Annotated in this window: 19 protein-coding genes; 7 read left to right on the top strand and 12 right to left on the bottom strand. The window is 37.0% G+C overall.

Translation table 11 applies throughout. The features are described from left to right. Nucleotides 1–62: 62 nt before the first annotated feature. Nucleotides 63–764 carry a hypothetical protein gene (locus F0365_RS13370; protein ID WP_169934152.1) on the top strand — a complete coding sequence of 234 codons (702 nt, stop codon included), beginning with the start codon at nucleotides 63–65 and terminating at the stop codon, nucleotides 762–764. A gap of 25 nt (nucleotides 765–789) precedes the next feature. Further along, nucleotides 790–1,548: a hypothetical protein gene (locus tag F0365_RS13365; protein ID WP_206071283.1), complete on the top strand. Its 759-nt coding sequence runs from the start codon at nucleotides 790–792 to the stop codon at nucleotides 1,546–1,548. Nucleotides 1,549–1,663: 115 nt separating this feature from the next. Here F0365_RS13365 and F0365_RS13360 read toward each other — a convergent pair whose 3' ends face one another. From F0365_RS13360 to F0365_RS13345, 4 genes are all read right to left on the bottom strand, one after another. Further along, nucleotides 1,664–2,167 (bottom strand): CIA30 family protein, encoded by a 504-nt coding sequence (locus F0365_RS13360; RefSeq protein WP_240961677.1) that lies wholly within the window; start codon nucleotides 2,165–2,167, stop codon nucleotides 1,664–1,666. A 194-nt stretch (nucleotides 2,168–2,361) separates the two neighbouring features. Continuing rightward, nucleotides 2,362–2,514 (bottom strand): hypothetical protein, encoded by a 153-nt coding sequence (locus tag F0365_RS13355; protein WP_169934149.1) that lies wholly within the window; start codon nucleotides 2,512–2,514, stop codon nucleotides 2,362–2,364. A 635-nt stretch (nucleotides 2,515–3,149) separates the two neighbouring features. After that, a complete protein-coding gene (gene scpA / locus F0365_RS13350) occupies nucleotides 3,150–5,273 on the bottom strand; it encodes a methylmalonyl-CoA mutase (protein WP_169934148.1) in 2,124 nt (707 codons plus the stop codon). Nucleotides 5,274–5,342: 69 nt separating this feature from the next. Beyond that, nucleotides 5,343–6,767: a methylmalonyl-CoA mutase subunit beta gene (locus tag F0365_RS13345; protein WP_169934147.1), complete on the bottom strand. Its 1,425-nt coding sequence runs from the start codon at nucleotides 6,765–6,767 to the stop codon at nucleotides 5,343–5,345. A 163-nt stretch (nucleotides 6,768–6,930) separates the two neighbouring features. On the opposite strand from F0365_RS13345, the gene F0365_RS13340 reads away from it, so the two are divergent. Together F0365_RS13340 and F0365_RS13335 are read left to right on the top strand one after the other, a co-directional pair. Further along, nucleotides 6,931–7,200, top strand: coding sequence for a hypothetical protein (locus F0365_RS13340; RefSeq protein ID WP_169934146.1), 270 nt, complete (start codon nucleotides 6,931–6,933; stop codon nucleotides 7,198–7,200). A gap of 144 nt (nucleotides 7,201–7,344) precedes the next feature. Beyond that, nucleotides 7,345–7,698 carry a hypothetical protein gene (locus F0365_RS13335; RefSeq protein ID WP_169934145.1) on the top strand — a complete coding sequence of 118 codons (354 nt, stop codon included), beginning with the start codon at nucleotides 7,345–7,347 and terminating at the stop codon, nucleotides 7,696–7,698. Nucleotides 7,699–7,712: 14 nt separating this feature from the next. Here F0365_RS13335 and F0365_RS13330 read toward each other — a convergent pair whose 3' ends face one another. Continuing rightward, nucleotides 7,713–8,042, bottom strand: a complete 330-nt coding sequence (locus tag F0365_RS13330; RefSeq protein ID WP_169934144.1) for an FtsB family cell division protein — start codon at nucleotides 8,040–8,042, stop codon at nucleotides 7,713–7,715. An 18-nt stretch (nucleotides 8,043–8,060) separates the two neighbouring features. Further along, nucleotides 8,061–8,669, bottom strand: a complete 609-nt coding sequence (gene udk / locus F0365_RS13325; protein ID WP_169934143.1) for a uridine kinase — start codon at nucleotides 8,667–8,669, stop codon at nucleotides 8,061–8,063. A 288-nt stretch (nucleotides 8,670–8,957) separates the two neighbouring features. Here udk and ung point away from each other — a divergent pair, with 288 nt between their 5' ends. Beyond that, nucleotides 8,958–9,623 (top strand): uracil-DNA glycosylase, encoded by a 666-nt coding sequence (ung, locus tag F0365_RS13320; RefSeq protein WP_169934142.1) that lies wholly within the window; start codon nucleotides 8,958–8,960, stop codon nucleotides 9,621–9,623. A gap of 356 nt (nucleotides 9,624–9,979) precedes the next feature. Next, on the top strand, nucleotides 9,980–11,047 hold the full coding sequence (locus F0365_RS13315; RefSeq protein WP_169934141.1) for a methyltransferase: 1,068 nt from the start codon (nucleotides 9,980–9,982) through the stop codon (nucleotides 11,045–11,047). A 22-nt stretch (nucleotides 11,048–11,069) separates the two neighbouring features. Here F0365_RS13315 and F0365_RS13310 read toward each other — a convergent pair whose 3' ends face one another. From F0365_RS13310 to F0365_RS13285, 6 genes are all read right to left on the bottom strand, one after another. Then, a complete protein-coding gene (locus F0365_RS13310; RefSeq protein WP_206071282.1) occupies nucleotides 11,070–11,273 on the bottom strand; it encodes a hypothetical protein in 204 nt (67 codons plus the stop codon). A 59-nt stretch (nucleotides 11,274–11,332) separates the two neighbouring features. Continuing rightward, nucleotides 11,333–11,818 carry a hypothetical protein gene (locus tag F0365_RS13305; RefSeq protein ID WP_169934140.1) on the bottom strand — a complete coding sequence of 162 codons (486 nt, stop codon included), beginning with the start codon at nucleotides 11,816–11,818 and terminating at the stop codon, nucleotides 11,333–11,335. A gap of 85 nt (nucleotides 11,819–11,903) precedes the next feature. Further along, nucleotides 11,904–12,128 carry a hypothetical protein gene (locus tag F0365_RS13300; RefSeq protein ID WP_169934139.1) on the bottom strand — a complete coding sequence of 75 codons (225 nt, stop codon included), beginning with the start codon at nucleotides 12,126–12,128 and terminating at the stop codon, nucleotides 11,904–11,906. Nucleotides 12,129–12,382: 254 nt separating this feature from the next. Further along, nucleotides 12,383–14,230: a PLP-dependent transferase gene (locus F0365_RS13295; RefSeq protein WP_169934138.1), complete on the bottom strand. Its 1,848-nt coding sequence runs from the start codon at nucleotides 14,228–14,230 to the stop codon at nucleotides 12,383–12,385. A gap of 479 nt (nucleotides 14,231–14,709) precedes the next feature. Further along, nucleotides 14,710–15,660, bottom strand: coding sequence for an isopenicillin N synthase family dioxygenase (locus F0365_RS13290; RefSeq protein ID WP_169934137.1), 951 nt, complete (start codon nucleotides 15,658–15,660; stop codon nucleotides 14,710–14,712). A 29-nt stretch (nucleotides 15,661–15,689) separates the two neighbouring features. Then, on the bottom strand, nucleotides 15,690–16,442 hold the full coding sequence (locus F0365_RS13285) for a phosphatase PAP2 family protein (RefSeq protein WP_169934136.1): 753 nt from the start codon (nucleotides 16,440–16,442) through the stop codon (nucleotides 15,690–15,692). Between the two features lie 106 nt (nucleotides 16,443–16,548). Here F0365_RS13285 and F0365_RS13280 point away from each other — a divergent pair, with 106 nt between their 5' ends. Beyond that, a complete protein-coding gene (locus F0365_RS13280; RefSeq protein WP_169934135.1) occupies nucleotides 16,549–18,549 on the top strand; it encodes a thiamine pyrophosphate-dependent enzyme in 2,001 nt (666 codons plus the stop codon). The last annotated feature ends 180 nt before the right edge of the window (nucleotides 18,550–18,729 follow it).

Below are 18,729 nucleotides of genomic sequence, written 5' to 3'. Positions count from 1 at the left end.
TCTTAGTGTCTGATGACGCAACCTTTTCTAATTTGTTGCATCTATCTTTAAATCTACTCTACTTGAAAAAATTATTCTTAATACTCCTCCTTCCAGTCCTTCTTACCTCCTGTGAAGCCAGGCTAGAAAATGATGCCCGGGCACTTTTTAAAACAAGAGTGTTAGATGTATCTGGTAATCCTATTGTAAATATGGAAGTAACTGCTACTACATTTAGAACCAATCGTTTTATTATAGGACAGGAGCTCTCCAAGTTTTCTCCACCAGATGAAGATTTTATCTTAGGGAAAGGAATTACCAATGAAAATGGACAAGTTGAATTTGTAATGCTGGTAGATGGTAGTTTTTTTCTGAATTTTAATTCAGAAAGATATACGAACTATAAAATAAGCGTTTCTAGACGGGAGCTAGATGATGATTATCTTTTAGATATTCCAGAAACCATTTTAAAGGAATCTTCCAATGTGGAAATTGAATTTGTAAACACATCAGGAACCACAGAGGAGTACAGCGCCACCTTTGAATTAGAATCTTTAGATTGTGACCTAATTTACAGTAACGATATGCTATCGCAAGATGAAGACTGTGTTTTCTATAATAATCAGCCCAGACGATTTAATCGAACAACTAACGACGGTACTTTTGAATTGAGTGTATTCTATCCATCTGTGATTGATGTAGTTTTTACAGATGCTTTAGGTAATCAATCCATGAGAACTTATACAATAACCAGTGCCTTAGAAAGTTATGAGATTACCTACTAGAATTAGTATAAGCATCCTGTTTTTTATGGTTGCGAGCCTATCATTTGCTCAAGAAGAATCAGCAGTATTAAACGCACCCGTTTCTGAACATCCTAAACGTTTATTTCTTACCGATCTTTATTTACAACGTGGTATTCCATCTGGTGATAATTTTGCTGGTAATGGATTAGATGGGGGAGTAGGCTTTGGAATACGTATGCAGTTTTACGTCTTAAAAAACTTTTATTTAGGAGGTGCGCTCACACAAGATTTTATGAGTGTCAAAAGCACAGCTATAGTCGGTGAGTATACGCGAGCTACTAAGTTTAATGCTTATCTATTTGCAGGATATGACTACCGCTTAAATGAAGATTGGAATATTACAGCAGACTTAGGCTATGGGTTTAGTCAGAACAAAAACAGGCAAAATGGTTCTCAAGGTGGCGGTAAGTTTAGGGATTCTGGAAATGTCTGGCGTTTTACTTCAAGTTTGGAATATAATTTTAGTGATGGAGTTTCATTTTTCTTCAGTCCTAGTTATGAAATAGTAAACTACAATATTAATTCGGCGGCGGCATTAAACGATACTTTTAATACTGGTAATTACTTCAATCTTGCTGTAGGGGTGCGTTTAAATGTAAGAGACTATAATAATGTTCGATTGAAAAAATCAGATAACCTAAATCTTCAAGAATTACAAAGCCGCGACCGTGATGATTTGAGTATTAAAGAAAAACGCCGCTTGTACTTTCTCAAAAAGAGAGAAGCAAGAAAACAGCGAGCGGAAAGAAAAAATAACAATTAAATTTTACACTAATTACAACTAACGAGAACATCTTTAACTTGCTGCATGCGGCAGTAAAAGGATAATTGTTTCTAAATAGTCATGTCCAATATAAAACAAGAGCTCGTTGAAATAATTAAGACTTTACCATCTCTATGTAATCCATAAGGAGCTCAAAGTTTTGTTTTTTCCCATTTGCTATCAATACCGTGACCTTTGTTATTTGATCCTTATCAAAATTAGGAATCCTCAATCTATTGCCTCTCCAAGAAGGAACCATATCAGAAAGCTCTATTTCAATAGTTTGCCATTCACCAGTGGTTTTAAATTCCTTGATGTAATTGTGTTGATCGTATGCTGAAGCTTTTACTCTAAACTGAAAGGTTTTTCCATCACCTTTGAGTTTGATTCTTATTTTATCAGAGGGGCTTACTTGTAACTTATCAAAATTATAATCTACAGAACTAAACCCTCCATTGCTTTCTGTGGTAACCAACCCATAAAACTTTCCATAACCGTCTTCAGTGAGCTCAAAATAGCTTCTGGAAACACCCCCCATGACACGGTCGTCCACAATATTCCAAGCAGAAATATTAGAGTCCTTAGTAAAATGGAATAAAGTGATTGGAGATTGATTCATAAGTAAAAGTATCGTTAAACAGGTAAAAGCTCGTATCATAATATCTTTTGACGATTTATAAGCTATAATCTTACGTCAGCAAAGTGCCTTGTAAAACTTTATTTTGATCATATAAATGCTATACGTCTATTTTAGCTTGTGCATTTTTGGTCTCCTTTTTATCAATGGGTTGTGATTCACCATAACTTTGTACGTTATTCTATTTTAGAAATTCCTTTTATTGTTAAATACTCGGTAAGGCTTTTTGCTCTCCCAATAGCTAATCTTAGGTTATATGTTGATGTCCCTAAAGAATCGGTAGAGCCGTTGTTAGTTACTTGATCATAGCTTCCTATACTTGAACACATTCTTCAGTTTCCTCAAAACTCCCATTTAGAATCAGGTTTTGACAGAGACTTAAGCCACTAAAATATAACAAAAGTGTCAACTTGTTTCAAATGCTTCATAATTAAAAGAAAAACGAAAACTATTAAAGAATATTTCAACATTTTTTCTAAAGGCTCAAAACCTCTGAGGTGGCCCAAATACTTTCTACTTAAAAGAACACTCTTTGCCTTGAACGGAACCTCGCAGGTTATGAGATCGTATAGATTAGTTTTCTTAGGAAAAGTCATTCTTTAAAACCATATCCCTTAACCCATAAGTGATATATAATTCTCGATGAACACTATTGAAAAATAAATAAGTAGATATACCTAGATATCTTGTTTAGAAAGCATACTTTTTTATTTTACCACATACCACATACCACATACCACATACCACATACCACATAACAAAATCCATATATTCAAATCGTTATCGACACTTCGGCAAATTCATCGCGACGCTCTCGCTCTAACTGACATTTTAATTAATAAATAGACTGATAATTTACGGTTATGAAAAGTAAAATTTAATTTTTCCTCATTCCTCATTCCTCATTCCTCATTCCTCATTCCTCATTCCTCATTCCAAATAACACATCCCTCATTCCTAATGTCTATTCTTGCATCAACATTCCTAAAATATCTATCGCAGCCTCACTAATCTTTGTACCTGGACCAAAAACAGCGGCTACTCCAACGTCAAAAAGGAACTGATAATCTTTACGAGGTATTACCCCGCCTACTACAATCATGATATCTTCACGACCGTATTTTTTTAATTCTTCCATGACTTGCGGCACCAAAGTTTTGTGTCCTGCAGCGAGGGAAGAAACACCCAAAACATGTACATCATTTTCTACAGCCTGTTTAGCAGCTTCGGCTGGCGTCTGGAATAAAGGACCAATATCTACGTCAAAACCAACGTCTGCATAACCCGTAGCAACTACTTTAGCACCGCGATCGTGTCCGTCTTGACCCATTTTGGCAATCATAATTCTCGGTCTTCGGCCTTCTGTCTTTGCAAATTGGTCGGCTAGTTGTTGCGCTTTCGCGAAAGCGGGATCATCCATAATCTCTTTTTTATAAACGCCTTGTACACTTTTAATAGTGGCTCGGTAACGACCGTAAACTTCTTCTAGCGCATCAGAAATCTCACCTAAAGTAGCACGTTCCTTTGCTGCAATTACCGCTAGCTCCAAAAGATTTCCTTTTTTAGAACGGGCGCAATCGGTTAATGCGGTTAAAGCTTCTTCTACCTTTTGGCCATTTCTAGTATCTTTTATTTGTGTCAAACGATCTATTTGTTCAACTCTTACCGCATCGTTATCTACTTCAAAAGTATCGATCATGTCTTCATCAGGACTCAAATATTTATTCACTCCTACGATGGTGTCGACACCAGAATCAATACGTGCCTGCTTTTTTGCAGCAGCTTCTTCAATACGCATTTTAGGAATTCCTGCCTCTATGGCTTTGGTCATTCCACCTAGTTCTTCTACTTCTTGAATGAGTTCCCAGGCTTTATCTGCTATTTGATCCGTAAGTGATTCTACGTAATAAGAACCTGCCCAAGGATCTACCGTTTTTGTGATTCCCGTTTCTTCCTGAAGAAATAGCTGTGTGTTTCTAGCGATGCGCGCAGAGAAATCTGTAGGTAAGGCAATGGCTTCATCTAGTGCATTGGTATGCAAACTTTGGGTTCCACCAAAAGCTGCTGCTGAAGCTTCAATAGCTGTACGAGCGACATTATTAAATGGGTCTTGCTCGGTAAGTGACCAGCCAGAAGTCTGACAATGGGTTCTTAGTGCAAGAGATTTGGCATTTTTAGGATTAAATTGCTGAATCATTTTTGCCCAAAGCATACGTGCCGCGCGCATTTTGGCAATTTCCATAAAGTGATTCATTCCTATCGCCCAAAAAAAAGATAGGCGAGGTGCAAAGGTATCTATATCCATTCCTGCGGCGAGTCCTTTACGCACATATTCTAGACCATCAGCAAGTGTATAGGCAAGTTCAATGTCGCTTGTTGCTCCAGCTTCATACATATGGTAACCAGATATAGAAATCGAGTTAAATTTAGGCATGTGCTGACTCGTGTACTCAAATATGTCTGAAATGATCTGCATACTAGGAGTAGGCGGATAAATGTACGTATTACGAACCATGAATTCCTTAAGGATATCGTTTTGAATCGTACCACTTAATAATTTAGGATCAACACCTTGTTCCATGGCAGCAACTATGTAAAAGGCCATAATAGGCAACACAGCACCGTTCATAGTCATGGAAACAGACATCTTATCTAATGGAATTTCATTAAAAAGAATTTTCATATCCTCCACACTATCTATCGCAACACCAGCTTTTCCTACATCGCCTACCACACGTTCATGATCAGAATCATAACCTCTATGTGTAGCGAGGTCAAAAGCCACAGAAAGACCTTTTTGTCCAGCCGCGAGATTGCGTTTATAAAAAGCATTAGACTCTGTCGCACTGGAGAAACCAGCATATTGTCTGACAGTCCATGGTCTACGTACGTACATAGTAGAGTAGGGGCCACGTAAGTTAGGAGCCGTACCTGCCACAAAATCCAGATGTTCAACAGCGGCTACATCTTTTTTAGTGTATTCTTTTTTTATCAAAATCCCTTCAGAAGTTTCATAAGTAGCAGTCTCAGCTCGCGCATTATGAAAATCGTAATTGGGTGTTATGTTAGAGATGTTTTTTCTTTTCATTTTTTTACTCTTTTAAAAACAATAATTTTATAAGGGTAGAATCAATTCTACCCTTATTACTACTTCCCATTATAATTTTTTCATTTCGCTTTTCTCCAGTTCTTCTGTCAGTCTTCTAGTAATTACAGGTTGCACCAGCGTTTTACGCGGATTCATTTTTACAAAAGGTAGGATTTCGTATTCTTTTTGTAGGGGAAGAGCCGCATTAGGGTATTTATTAGCACCTACGAGCACTCTTTTTCCGTCATTGAAATCTTGTTGTTCTTGTTGTGCACTTTCTTTGATCTTGCGTTGTATGGTTCCTTCAAAAAGCGACTGTACCATTCCACCAGCTTTCTCGATGTCTTTAAATATCTCTAGGCCTTTTTCTACGAGTTGTTTTGTAATCGTGTCCACATAGTAAGAACCGTCTGCTGCGTTACCTATCTGATTTAGATAAGCTTCCTCTTTTAAAATGATCAATTGGTTGCGGGCAATTCTATCGCCAAATTCGTTTTCTTTATTAAAAAAGGTGTCGTAAGGAATGTTACATAAGGTATCTGCACCTCCTAAAATGGCGCTCATACATTCTGTTGTCGTACGTAATAAATTCACGTTATAATCCATCAAAGATTTGTTACGTAGGCTAGGACTAGCAGTAATATAGCAATCTAAATCTATACCATAAACATCACCTAGTGTTTTAGTAAGGATGCGATAAGCTCTGTATTTTGCAATTTCAAAAAAGTAATTGCTACCTATTGCGGTGTCTATATTGATTCTTTTTTTAGCTTTCACACTTCGACTGCGCTGCGTGTGAACTTCTGCGTCGTTAGACTCCTTGAAAGCGGACAAATGACCAACATCATTTAAATGATTCAAATACTCATTAAGGTGAGCTGTAAAATAAGCAAGTTCCTGCGTAATGGTAGCGCCAGCTTGCTGATAGGTAGTCGTATTTATAGTGATGTTTGAAAAATAACCATCAAAATCCTTGATAAAAGCATCTAAATTCTTGTGATCTTGATCCTTGTTTTTAAACCAATTTCCATCATTTACTAATTGGTGTATGATGTCTATATGCACATAAGCATGAGGTGTTATCTTATAAATAGACTGAATATAATCCAGATCAAAAAACTGAGGATGCAATTGTATGACTGCTTTGGGAAGGTTCTTTAATAATACAGCAGGATCGATATCTTTATGAGGTATGGTGAAGATGATTCCCTCACCACCGCGTTTGAGAATGTCCAGTGCTTTCTTATTTGCAGCTAGAGCATTGCCAGCATACACACGTTGAGAAATGTACCAGTCGTTAGTTTTTGAAGAACGATTAGGGATGTGGATTTCTGGCGCACTTTCTCTGTGGTAAAATGGTTTGATGTTAATTCCTTCTCGCGTCGCTGTTATAAGCGTTTCATTATAATCGGCACCTTTGAGGTCCATCTGGATGTTCTGTTTCCATTGTGCTTCAGAAACGCTATCAAAATCTTTGAAAAGGATGTTATTCATATTCTTTAAAGGTATTATGGACTATCTCCACAAAAATAAGTATTTTAAAAATTGAAGTATAAGTTTCTCCATTTAAAATACATAATAAATTTGCTTTTCACCGATATTTAATTTCAATTATTTATATATTTACAACCCCTGGTTAACTTATTTTTGTTTTATATTGAAGATTACATGCATTATTGCATTACTAGGGTTTCATATGTTGAGCGCTCAGATAGGCGTTAATACAAATACACCAGATCCATCCGCTATTTTAGATATAGAAAGCACTGATAAAGGCATGCTGCCGCCTCGTATGTCTCAGTCTCAAATTGCTGTAATTGTCAATCCAGCTAAGGGTCTTACAGTTTTCAATACGGACTTAGATTGCTTGTCCGTTAATTATGGGACTCCTGTCATACCGGAATGGATTTGTTTAGAAAGAAAATAAAATGCCTCATTACCAGCATATTCTATTAGTGCTTCTGAACTTCAAATTACTACTTCTATAAATTACAGGCAGTGGGTAAATGTACCCGATCTTACCATTACTTTTACCTTAGACGAGCCTACACGAGTAAAATTTGATTGGATCATGTTTCCAGGGCAAGCCAATCCATCTGCAGCAAACGGATATGCTCAGATGTTCACAGCTATAACGGTTAATGGTACTAGAGATCAAAATTCAGTAGGTTATATGCCTTTCATTCATGCACCGGGTGCCAATGCTAGTTATCTATTAAATTCGTCTTCCTTTTTTTATGTTAATGACTTTGCTGCTGGAACGTATACAATAAATATACAGTTATACCTATCATTTATGCAAGGGTCAACCACAGACGTACGTATAGGACCCAGACTCACCACTTGGACAGGTACTGTTAACATGACGGATGATGAAAAGTTAAATGCTTCATCAAATAAATTATTAGTGACTCTATTGAGATAGGATGGACTTATCAATTAATCTTTTGTTTTTACAGAGTCTGGATGCTGAATGATAAATACTTCTTCGTTATTACGTTTCATTAAGTATCGTTCTCTGGCAAATTTCTCTAAGCCTAAACTGTCTTGCAAAGAAGCTATTCTTGCTTGATCCCGTGCAATCCCTTTCATATAGAAATCGGCATTTTGTTCTTTTTCAGAAAGTTGCTCGTCTATAGTTCTGTGTGACGTCATCCACGCATTTGCGTCTAGAAATAAAATCCAGACCGCAAAAAAGAGGGTAATAAGCGTATACTTATTACTAAAAAACTTCCAATATGGATTCGTCTTTAATTTTTTCAGTCCCATAGGTGGAAATTTAAGAAATTATCCTAGTTTTTGGTCAATAATAGTGCGCAAGATTTTAACACCTACTGAATTGAATCGGTTGGTAGGGATAATCACATCTGCATACAACTTGGTAGACTCTATAAATTGTTGGTGCATAGGCTTTAACGTATTTTGATAACGTTCCAGTACTTCGTTCAAATTGCGACCACGGTCTGCGATATCGCGTTTTAACCTTCTGATCAATCGCTCATCGCTATCGCAATCAATGTATACTTTTATATCAAATAACTTCCGAATACGTGGCATGGTAAGGATTAAAATACCTTCTACGATAACTACTTTACTAGGTGCCGTTTTTATAGTTTCTCCTGTACGGTTGTGTTCCTTAAAGCTGTAAACCGGTTGATCAATAGTTTTCCCTTCTTTGAGTTGCAAAAGATGCTTTTCTAACAAATCAAAATCGATACTTTCAGGATGATCGAAGTTTATTTTAGTACGTTCCTCGTAAGTCAGGTCGCTAGTGTCTTTATAGTAAGAATCTTGAGAGATCACAGTTACTTCGTGATCGGGGTATTCATGAACCATTTGTTCTACCACGGTGGTTTTTCCACTACCGGTTCCACCTGCGATTCCTAATATAAGCATGAGAGATTTTTGATTTTTACAAAAGTACGTATTTAGCGGTGAGTTTGTGAGTCGTGAGCTGTGAGTTTTTGAGTAAGTGAGTCGGTGAGTTTGTGAGTCGTGAACTGTGAATTATGAGTTTTGGGTTATAGGATAGCTCTATGGTCCAGCGGGCAGTTCCCATAAGCAGAATTTATTCTGAATGGCTTTGCTGTTAATTCAGTGTTTAATACTTAAAAATCTTATCAACTCCAAGAATCATGAACTAGTAAACTCAAAAACTTCTTTTAACTTTACCCAAAAAGAAACATGTCCATACAGATAGAAGCGAGTTGGAGAGAAGTGCTGCGTGAAGAGTTTAGTGAACCTTACTTTGAAGACTTGACAGAATTTGTCAGGCATGAATACGGAGAAAACACTTGTTACCCGCCAGGAAATAAAATATTTGCGGCTTTTGATCGCACCCCTTATGAACAAGTAAAAGTAGTGATTATAGGTCAGGATCCTTATCATGGTGCTGGACAGGCTAACGGTCTGTGCTTCTCTGTAGCAGATGGCATTAAACACCCACCTAGTTTGATCAATATATTTAAAGAAATCTCTAAGGATTTAAATCAGCCGTATCCAGAATCTGGGAATTTAGAACGCTGGGCTGACCAAGGGGTTTTATTGCTCAATACCGTCCTTACTGTACAGGAATCAATGGCCGGTAGTCATCAGAAAAAAGGTTGGGAAAAATTTACGGATGCGGTTATTAAAAAAATATCTGATGAGCGCAAAGATGTAGTGTTTCTTCTCTGGGGCGGATTTGCTAAAGGAAAGGCAAAGCTTATAGATGCTAAATTCCATTTTATTCTAGAAACCGGACATCCATCGCCTTTAAGTGCTAATAGGGGCTACTGGTTCGGGAACCAGCATTTTTCTAAGACCAATCGCTATTTACAAGAACACGGAATGAAGCCTGTGAAATGGTAGAGCTATTCTTGTAAAGATTTACTTTAATTTAAATTTTAATGACAACTTTCAGGCCTCTTTTTAGTAAAAAAAAATAAGATGAATTTCTTTTAAATGTTTTAAACTTGCAGATATCTTTTGGGCGTTTTTTGTAATTAAAGGTGTCTGTTTTTGTTTTGATTTTAATGGAGACAAGCAGTTTTAATTATGAGTATGCGTGAGGGATTGCAGTGGAAATCCCGCAGCATGGCGCCCATTTTTATTGGGCTCCATGCGAGGAATTGAAACGAAAAACCCGACCACCTTAGTGGTCACGCCATTATCAATAAGGTAAAAGCGATAAAATACCTTATATTACCAATCATCAAAACCTATTCATGAGTACAGATATAACGATTAACAGACCTACACCAATAGACCTAACAGAGCGACCAGCATTTTATGATGCTGATTCTAATCTTGTTACTACTATGAACAACTTAGAAGAGGGTAAAGTGGTTCTTATAAGATCATTTTACAGCAATGGACTGAATCTGCTCAAGGAATTACATGTGCACCTTAAAAATAAGTTGCCTAATAAAACTTATCAAGAACAGCAAATTTACAGGGATACGTACCGCAAGATGTCTCATCTTATTTTGTTGGAAATAGTTCAAAATCAACTGGAGGTTAAAAAAGCGCCTTCCATAGGTTGGTTAGAGAAATTATACCCAGACATCAGTGAATTTCATTTGCCTCTTCCTCTAATTCAAGGACTCAACAGCTCCTGGCAATGGTTTAAAAAAGGGATTTCCATTCCCGTACTACGCAATAAAATACATCCTTATTACGGGGTCTATTTCCCAACACGCTTTGAGCATTTGGAAGTTTTTGACAACTATTTAGAACGTTATGAGGGACCTAAGAAAGCTGCATTTGATGTAGGAACAGGATCTGGTGTTCTCGCTCTTCAAATGGTTAAATATAGTTTTCAAAAAGTCTTTGCTACAGATGTGAACCCGAATGCTATCATCGGTCTTACTGAATTTATGGGAGAAACAAAGTTATCTCGTAAGATAGAACTGGAACAGGCACCACTTTTTGGCAAGTTGGATAAGCAAGTAGAACTTATTGTGTTTAACCCGCCATGGTTACCTGCATCACAAGATATTGATGGATTAGACGAGGCCATTTACTATAACGAAGATCTATTCCCAGCATTCTTTGAAGGAGCAAAAGAGCGCTTGTCTGAAGATGGTAAATTAGTTATTTTGTTTTCTAATCTTGCACAAATAACAGAGGTAACTAAAGAGCATCCTATAGAAAAGGAGCTTGCAGAAAACGATCGATTCCAACTGGAGCGTTGCTTTAAAAAACGAGTAAATTCAGCTTCAGAGAAAACAAAACGCGATCCACACTGGCGTGATTTAGAAGAGGTAGAGCTTTGGGAATTGAAGCATAAATAAATGAACGTCTTAATGACGTCTATTACTTTCTTTGCTCTTCTTCGGTACGCGTAAAATACCAGTAGATAACGTAAAAGATATTGAATACCCCAGCAATAAAAGCCCATAAGAGACTTCTGTTTCTAGTCCAAGAACAGACCACGGCAATAGAAGAAAAAACGGCGCTACCTGCTGAAATTCCAGTGGAGTAGTTCGTAGATTCGTGTAGTATCATTAATATGGTCATAGGTTGATTTGTTATTTACAACAATGGCGTTGATTCTATAAAAAAAATAAATTGAGTTGTTATGGTCTGGAATTATTATCTTTAAAAAAATTACAATCTTGGGATTCAATGATGATTTTAGTAAAAATATCATTATAAGATTCTAAAGTCATCGTGCTTTTAAAAGTTACGTATTTAAAGTAATATGAATAATTATTTTCTGTTTTATTTGGTTTTCCAAAATGTTTTTGAAACTCGCTTAATGAAGAACCTATCTTAAGATTGTTTTTAAAAGGAAAATCTTTTATGGAAGTTTCATAATACCTTGTCATAATTAGGTTAGTGCCAAATGGCCAATTATTATTTGGTTTTATCACAGAATACTTTAAAACAGCAGCCGTACCTTTATTATCTTTATATTTCAGAGTATTATGTGCTAACTCAAAGGAGAACTCTTTGGTAATACTGTCTGTCATTACTACTGACTTATCAAATTTTATATTTTTTAATTCCAAAAGATCTCTAGGATCTTGAAGAAATTCTCTAATCTGTAGTGTATTGGTCACTTTAATATTAGAGCTTTTGCAGCTACAAATTATGATCAAAAAAATCAAAAAAAACGGTGTTTTAAAAGCCTGATCATGGTTAAAATTATTCTATAATCTCGTAGTCAATACTTAGTTTTCGCAACAATCTTAACGCAGTGGCAGTGTTTTTATCTTCTACCTCAATGTCTACTGCATCTCCTTCTAGAAGTATATCAGTCAATTCATTGGATAAGGATTCATTCATTTGAGCGGAAATCTCTGAAATACATTGGGCTATAGATCTTCTATCTGGTCGCTGCGCATCACAAGACAATAAGTTTAATTTCATAATACTGATTTACTATTGCAATATACTAGAGTTGGGAGAAGTCTGGTTTATTCAAAGACCTTTATTTCTTTTAATATGTCATTTATACACCAATAAAAAAGCAGCAAAAATCAAGTCTATGATTTTGCTGCTTTTTATACTGATGTCTTTGGCCTACAAAAAAAGCCGGTGTCATTTCTCAGATTAGTAAATGCGACAGATTTAGCCACTGATGCTAAGAATCCCTCACAAGACTCCGCTTATGGGAGGTCCTATTAAAGTTGTTCAACAAATTCTAAAAACACTTTTTTATGACGCTCCAAATCTAAATTTGGGGAAAGTGAAGCACGTACAATGTAATCCTTATCGCCTTCTTTAGTAGTACCTTGAGTCGAGGTTGCAGGCACAGTCCAGTAACATCCTTTTAATTGGCCGTAGCTCACACAAAATTTACTTTCTTCCGGGATTTCTGCAATCATTAAGTGGATCAATTTAAGATTTAAAGTCCTTTTATATGATTCTTTTTCTTCATCGGTTGCCCCTTTAGTAGGAAGATCTAATGAAAATACCGATGGCGTAAATCCTTGATCAGCAAGTTCTTCAGACACAAAATTAATTTTAGCCGCTGGTAACGTTGTAGCGATGAAATTTACAAACTCACGAGTGTTTTTATAAGCATCGTTTATTCGTTGATTCATCGAAGGCATTTGTCTTGCTAATATTTCATATTGCAGATCAGTCGCCTCGTTATCACAGAAAATTAAATGCTTTTCAACTTTTTCCATCAAGGAGACTGTTTTTTTGTTTCCTACACAAAATCCAGCGGTACATTGACCACCACTAGGGAATTTTGACCCACTAGCATAAGATATGGTTCTTATAGTAGAGAGTATTTTTCCATCTCCTAAAAAGTGAACATTAGGGCAAAATGTTTGATCTAAAATAAAAACAGGGTCTATAGCAGGTTCACCGGTTTTGGTAGTACGCTCTTTAGTTAAAGCAGCTTTTAGTTGTAGGAGATCGGGAACTTCAACTCTAGGGTTGGTGGGGATCTCAGCAATGATATAAGGTATAGCATCTTCATTAGCTATTTGATTTAAAACCGCATCAATACTTTTAACCATATCGTTATCACCATCCACCGGTAAATCAACCACTTCAACCGTGTCAAGGCAAGCTGCTACTCGTCTAGCTTGATCATTTGTTCCACCATAACAATTAGGGGGGACAATAAACTTGATCGCCTTACCAGGATGTTTTTCTAATGCCTCATCCACAAGTCCCATCATGATCGCATACTGAATAGATAACCCACAAGAACCTACTAGGGCTTTTGTGTGGGAACCTGTAACCCTTGCAATAGATGCCAAGACACTCTTTTTATTTAACTCAAAAGCAGAAAGCTCCCTGTTTTCAAGAGGTGTTTTTTCTACTAGTGATTTTAATGCGGTATAAGAATCGGCTGGAGTCATGGCTATGGTCTCCCTTCTTCTTACATGCTGAATATCTGAAATATAAGATTTATTTTTTGTTCCGTTAACTAATAGAACACTTCCTAAAGGATTATGAACATTGATAAAGAAATCAATGTTTGTACTAAGGTCAAAACTACCGATGTCATTTTTTTGCGAAATATAAATGCTGCTACCATTGAATGCAGCAACTTTTTCTAGATCATCTACTTGGCGCAACTCAAAGCTATAGCCGTAAACATCTCTTAGTAAATCGGTATCCAATAGTTCTGGTAGTTCCCCCGTATAAAGTATTTGGGTACTTTTATGATCCAATAAGTTTTTTCTAAGTACCGCTAAAACCGGAATTGTCTGTGATGAAAAACTAATCACATGATCGGATTCCGTATGATTCAATTTAGCAATTGCCCATTCTAATATAGAAGATAACGGATGTCCTAAACGAATATAATCGTAGGCGGTAGGTAGTATAGTTAAAGCAGAAGTTTCCGCATTGTTATCTGCAAACAAGGTTTCGAAATGCTCCAAAAATTGAATTTTAGCTAGTTTCTCCTCAAAGATATCAAGACGATGCGTTGTTAGACCTATCCAGTCTTTAGGCATATTTTCTAAAACTTCTGTGATGTAATGGAGTACTTTAGTGTCTGACATATAGTTTACTTTAAGAACACAAAAATATGGATTATAAGGACCAATTTTAAGGGTTTAACAAGACGTTTTGATGTGGTTGGTGCAACTACTGTTGCAAATGGAAGTTATAGCAGTTACAGCCGTCTTTAATAACAGCTACTAACGAGAAAAAACTCACAATACCTCAATTATTTTATATACTTTAAACTGCGTACCCATATTAATATCCAAATTAACTCTGGAATAGTACTTTATTTTAAGTGTTGTTGTATTTTATATATTTGTGAATAAACAGCTGTTTTATATAAAAATGCCAAGTACATTTTGCTTTTTCAAAATAAGACGATTTTGCCATTAACTTCTATTTTCTTTAAAGAATGCCATATGGAAAGCGGCGACAAAAAAAAGCCCACTAGAATCAATTTTCAGTGGGCTTTATTACTAGAAGTTATCGCTAGAGCTAAAATCTATAGACAACAGGGGTTGCTCATCATAACAACCTACTTCTTAATTAGACCAATCTCTACTAATCGCTGGTGTAAGAAATCGCCTGAGGTAATGTCTTCGTATTGTTTTGGGTTATTCTCATCCACACACTCTTCTAAGCAATCCAATTTCATATCACTGCGTGGATGCAGGAAAAAGGGAATAGAATAGCGGCTCGTATGCCACAATTCACGTGGCGGATTTACCACTCTGTGAATGGTAGAGCGCAGTTTGTTATTGGTGTGACGTTGTAGCATATCACCTACATTAATAACCAGCTCATCTTCTTGAGCAATAGCATCAATCCATTCCCCGCTGCGATTTTGAACCTGTAACCCTGGAGCGCTAGCGCCCATTAATAGAGTAATAAGGTTGATATCTCCATGTGCCCCAGCTCGAACGGCATTATCTGGTTCGCTTGTGATAGGCGGGTAATGAATAGGTCTCAAGATCGAGTTCCCATTACTAGCCCAATGGTCAAAATAGTTTTCCTTCAAACCTATGTGCAGTGATAAAGCTCTCAGTACATGAATACCGGTTTTTTCTAGCATGCGGAAGGCTTGCATTCCTATTTTGTTAAATTCTGGAAGCTCATTAACTTTTACGTTATCTGGATAGACTTCTTCTATCTGGGCATCTGGAGCAACTTCTTGACCAAAATGCCAAAACTCCTTCAAATCTCCTTCTTTTTTTCCTTTAGCGTGTTCCTTCCCAAAAGATACATAGCCCCTCTGGCCATTTAACTCTTCGCGTTCGTAACCGAGTTTAGTGTCTTTAGGAAGTTGAAAGAATTTCTCCACTTCCGTATACAATTGTTCCACCAGTTCATCAGATAAGAAGTGGTTTTTTAAAGCAACAAAACCAATGTCTTCATAGGCTGCACCTATCTCGTTAATAAATTTCTCTTTTCTCTTAGGATCGTCGCTCATAAAATCAGCTAGATCTACACTCGGGATATTAGTCATGTTAATAAATAGTATTAGAAGTTCTGTAATTAAAATCTCAGTGAAGTAGCGAGCAACAAGTCATTACCGGTGTACAGAGGTGTAATTTGAAACTGTACGTGAGATTCTAGTGTTTTGTTTTTAAAGATAACATTCTTTAGCAAAGGATGCAGCCAGTAAGCGATTTTTGTAAATAAAATTCCTATTCCAGCTCCTGCCATAACGTCACTGAACCAGTGTTTGTCATTATAAATACGTAAAAAACCTGTAGCTGTTGCTATGGAATAACCTGCTATACTGTACCATGCTGATACTTGACCGTATTCTTGGTGCAAGAATTCTGCTGCCATAAATGAAATCGCTGTGTGACCAGATGGAAAGCTGCTTTGCGACCTACCGCTAGGTCTTCTTACGTCTGTATTGTTCTTGATGATATTCACGCTGGCGTATAGCAATAAGGTAGCAGTTCCTATAATGATGGTTTTGTCCAGCATGTTATTTCTCCCTTTAATTCCAGCAAGATCAAGGCCATAAGCGGCTGCAATAGGTGTGAAAAGGATGTAATCATCTATAAAAGTTTTAGTCCCATTAGGGTCTAGACTGTTTCTAAAATCGCGATCCCATTTTCTTACAGGATCATTCTTAATCCCCAGAATACCATAGCTCACTAGTCCGGTAGGCAAAAGGAGTGAAGCGTATTTAAAACCTACTTCTTTTTGAAACGGAAGGGAATCGGCTGCTTTTTGCTGGCTGTGGCCGGTGATTGTAAAAAGAAATAGGAAAAATAAAAGGAGTTGTTTCATGGATCTCTAATTGTTGATACAAAGTTAGTAAATGACAACTACTCTTTAACTACAACCTTAAAAGAAGTAGGTAGATTATCTTACATTTGAAATACAGTATATACCAATGATAGATACAGATCAAACAGATTTAAAAAAACTCTACAGCAATACCTTAGATCATAAGGTGCTTATAGATTTATATAAAAAAATGCTATTGCCGCGATTGATAGAGGAGAAGATGTTGATTCTCTTGCGTCAAGGCCGTATTTCTAAATGGTTTTCTGGAATAGGTCAAGAGGCGATTTCCATAGGCCTTACTGCTGCGATGCATAAGGAAGAATATATTTTACCTATGCATAGAAACCTAGGTGTTTTCACCTCTCGGGAGATACCGCTGTGGAAACTCTTTGCACAATGGCAGGGAAAAGTAGATGGCTTTACCAAAGGCCGTGACCGAAGTTTTCACTTTGGTACTCAAGAGTATAAAATCGTTGGGATGATTTCTCACCTTGGTCCACAACTAGGGGTTGCAGACGGGATTGCTCTCGCTCAAAAGATGAATAATACTGGTAAAGCCACTGCCGTCTTTACTGGTGAAGGCGGGACCAGTGAAGGGGACTTTCACGAGGCGCTTAATGTAGCTAGTGTTTGGAGTCTGCCAGTACTTTTCTGTATAGAAAATAACGGTTATGGACTGAGTACGCCTACTTCAGAGCAATACAATTGTGAACACCTAGCAGATCGTGCGTTGGGATATGGTATGGAATCTCATATTATCGACGGGAATAATATCATTGAAGTATACACTAAAATTTCGTCGATATTAAATGACATGCGGGAGCACCCTCATCCCGTATTGATCGAGTTTAAGACCTTTAGAAGACGTGGTCATGAAGAGGCAAGTGGCACCAAATATGTGCCTGATGATTTGTTGGAATATTGGGAACAACGCGATCCATTATCTCGCTTTGAACAGTTTTTGCTAGAGGATCATGTCATTTCTAGCGATCAAATTCAGAACTGGAAAAAAGAGTTTAAACAAAAGATCAATCATGGTTTAGACACCGCTTTCGCGAAAGCTTTACCTGAATCAACACCAGAACTAGAACTGGCAGATGTGTTTGCACCACATACATTTAATCAAGTCCAGCAAGAGAATTCTACTCAAAATATACGAGTGGTAGATGCCATAAAGGATGGACTAGAGGAAGCTATGGATGCATATGACAACCTGGTGATCATGGGACAAGACATTGCAGAATACGGGGGTGTATTTAAAATAACCGATGGATTTGTAGAAAAATACGGTAAAGAACGAGTAAGAAATACCCCTATCTGTGAAAGTGCGATCGTAGAAGCTGCCATGGGATTGAGTATCGCCGGAATGAAAGCAGTGGTAGAGATGCAATTTGCAGATTTTGTAAGCAGCGGCTTTAATCCTATTGTTAATTATCTGGCCAAATCATATTACCGCTGGAATCAAAAAGCAGATGTTGTGATCCGAATGCCTTGCGGTGCAGGAGTAGGAGCAGGACCTTTTCACTCACAAACTAACGAAGCCTGGTTCTATACGGTTCCTGGACTTAAAATAGTATATCCTTCATCTCCAGCAGATGCTAAAGGCCTTTTAATTGCCTCTATAGAAGACCCCAACCCAGTACTGTTTTTTGAACATAAAGCATTGTACCGCTCCATTTATAACGATGTGCCAGATGGTTATTACAATATTGAATTAGGAAAAGCCTTAAGCATTTGTGAAGGTAATGATGCGACCATCATCACTTTTGGAGCCGGAGTACACTGGGCAAAGCAATTGATCGATGAGGAAGGCCTTTCTATAGATCTTATTGATTTAAGATCTTTAATTCCTTTGGATAAAGAGGCGATAATCAAATCAGTACATAAAACAGGGAAGGTTTTATTAGTCACAGAAGATAACCTAACAGGAAGTGTTATCAGTGATATAGCTGCCTTTATAAACGAAGACTGCTTTGAATATTTAGATGCTCCCGTAATGAGATTAGGGAGTATTGATACGCCTATTCCTTTTGAAAAAGGCCTAGAAGATAACTACCTTCCTGTACATTTATTAAAAGAAAAATTAAAAAAGTTACTCGATTATTAAAATAAAATTAATAAATATGATACTTTTGGTTTCCCCTGAGTAAACTAATTAATTGAAATTATGAAATTTATGGATGAAGCGGATAATTTCCGCTATGTACTTTGGGCCTTAACTGTCATATTTGCATTTTTGGTTTTTTTTGGCCCTAACCCTGAAGGTGGTTCGTTAATGAATACAGCG

The organism is Nonlabens sp. Ci31 (genome assembly GCF_012974865.1).
Taxonomy (GTDB): domain Bacteria; phylum Bacteroidota; class Bacteroidia; order Flavobacteriales; family Flavobacteriaceae; genus Nonlabens.
The sequence above is the reverse complement of the archived record's forward strand: the minus strand, read 5'-3'. Positions and strand labels throughout refer to the sequence as shown.

Bases quoted from the DNA above. Each gene is read 5' to 3' on its own strand.
- F0365_RS13360 (WP_240961677.1), bottom strand. From the start codon at position 2,167: ATGAATCAATCTCCAATCACTTTATTCCATTTTACTAAGGACTCTAAT.
- F0365_RS13330 (WP_169934144.1), bottom strand. From the start codon at position 8,042: ATGGGACTGAAAAAATTAAAGACGAATCCATATTGGAAGTTTTTTAGT.
- F0365_RS13355 (WP_169934149.1), bottom strand. From the start codon at position 2,514: ATGTGTTCAAGTATAGGAAGCTATGATCAAGTAACTAACAACGGCTCT.
- F0365_RS13310 (WP_206071282.1), bottom strand. From the start codon at position 11,273: ATGACCATATTAATGATACTACACGAATCTACGAACTACTCCACTGGA.
- scpA (WP_169934148.1), bottom strand. From the start codon at position 5,273: ATGAAAAGAAAAAACATCTCTAACATAACACCCAATTACGATTTTCAT.
- F0365_RS13300 (WP_169934139.1), bottom strand. From the start codon at position 12,128: ATGAAATTAAACTTATTGTCTTGTGATGCGCAGCGACCAGATAGAAGA.
- F0365_RS13280 (WP_169934135.1), top strand. From the start codon at position 16,549: ATGATAGATACAGATCAAACAGATTTAAAAAAACTCTACAGCAATACC.
- F0365_RS13345 (WP_169934147.1), bottom strand. From the start codon at position 6,767: ATGAATAACATCCTTTTCAAAGATTTTGATAGCGTTTCTGAAGCACAA.
- F0365_RS13295 (WP_169934138.1), bottom strand. From the start codon at position 14,230: ATGTCAGACACTAAAGTACTCCATTACATCACAGAAGTTTTAGAAAAT.
- F0365_RS13315 (WP_169934141.1), top strand. From the start codon at position 9,980: ATGAGTACAGATATAACGATTAACAGACCTACACCAATAGACCTAACA.
- F0365_RS13285 (WP_169934136.1), bottom strand. From the start codon at position 16,442: ATGAAACAACTCCTTTTATTTTTCCTATTTCTTTTTACAATCACCGGC.
- udk (WP_169934143.1), bottom strand. From the start codon at position 8,669: ATGCTTATATTAGGAATCGCAGGTGGAACCGGTAGTGGAAAAACCACC.
- ung (WP_169934142.1), top strand. From the start codon at position 8,958: ATGTCCATACAGATAGAAGCGAGTTGGAGAGAAGTGCTGCGTGAAGAG.
- F0365_RS13365 (WP_206071283.1), top strand. From the start codon at position 790: ATGGTTGCGAGCCTATCATTTGCTCAAGAAGAATCAGCAGTATTAAAC.
- F0365_RS13290 (WP_169934137.1), bottom strand. From the start codon at position 15,660: ATGACTAATATCCCGAGTGTAGATCTAGCTGATTTTATGAGCGACGAT.
- F0365_RS13335 (WP_169934145.1), top strand. From the start codon at position 7,345: ATGTTTCCAGGGCAAGCCAATCCATCTGCAGCAAACGGATATGCTCAG.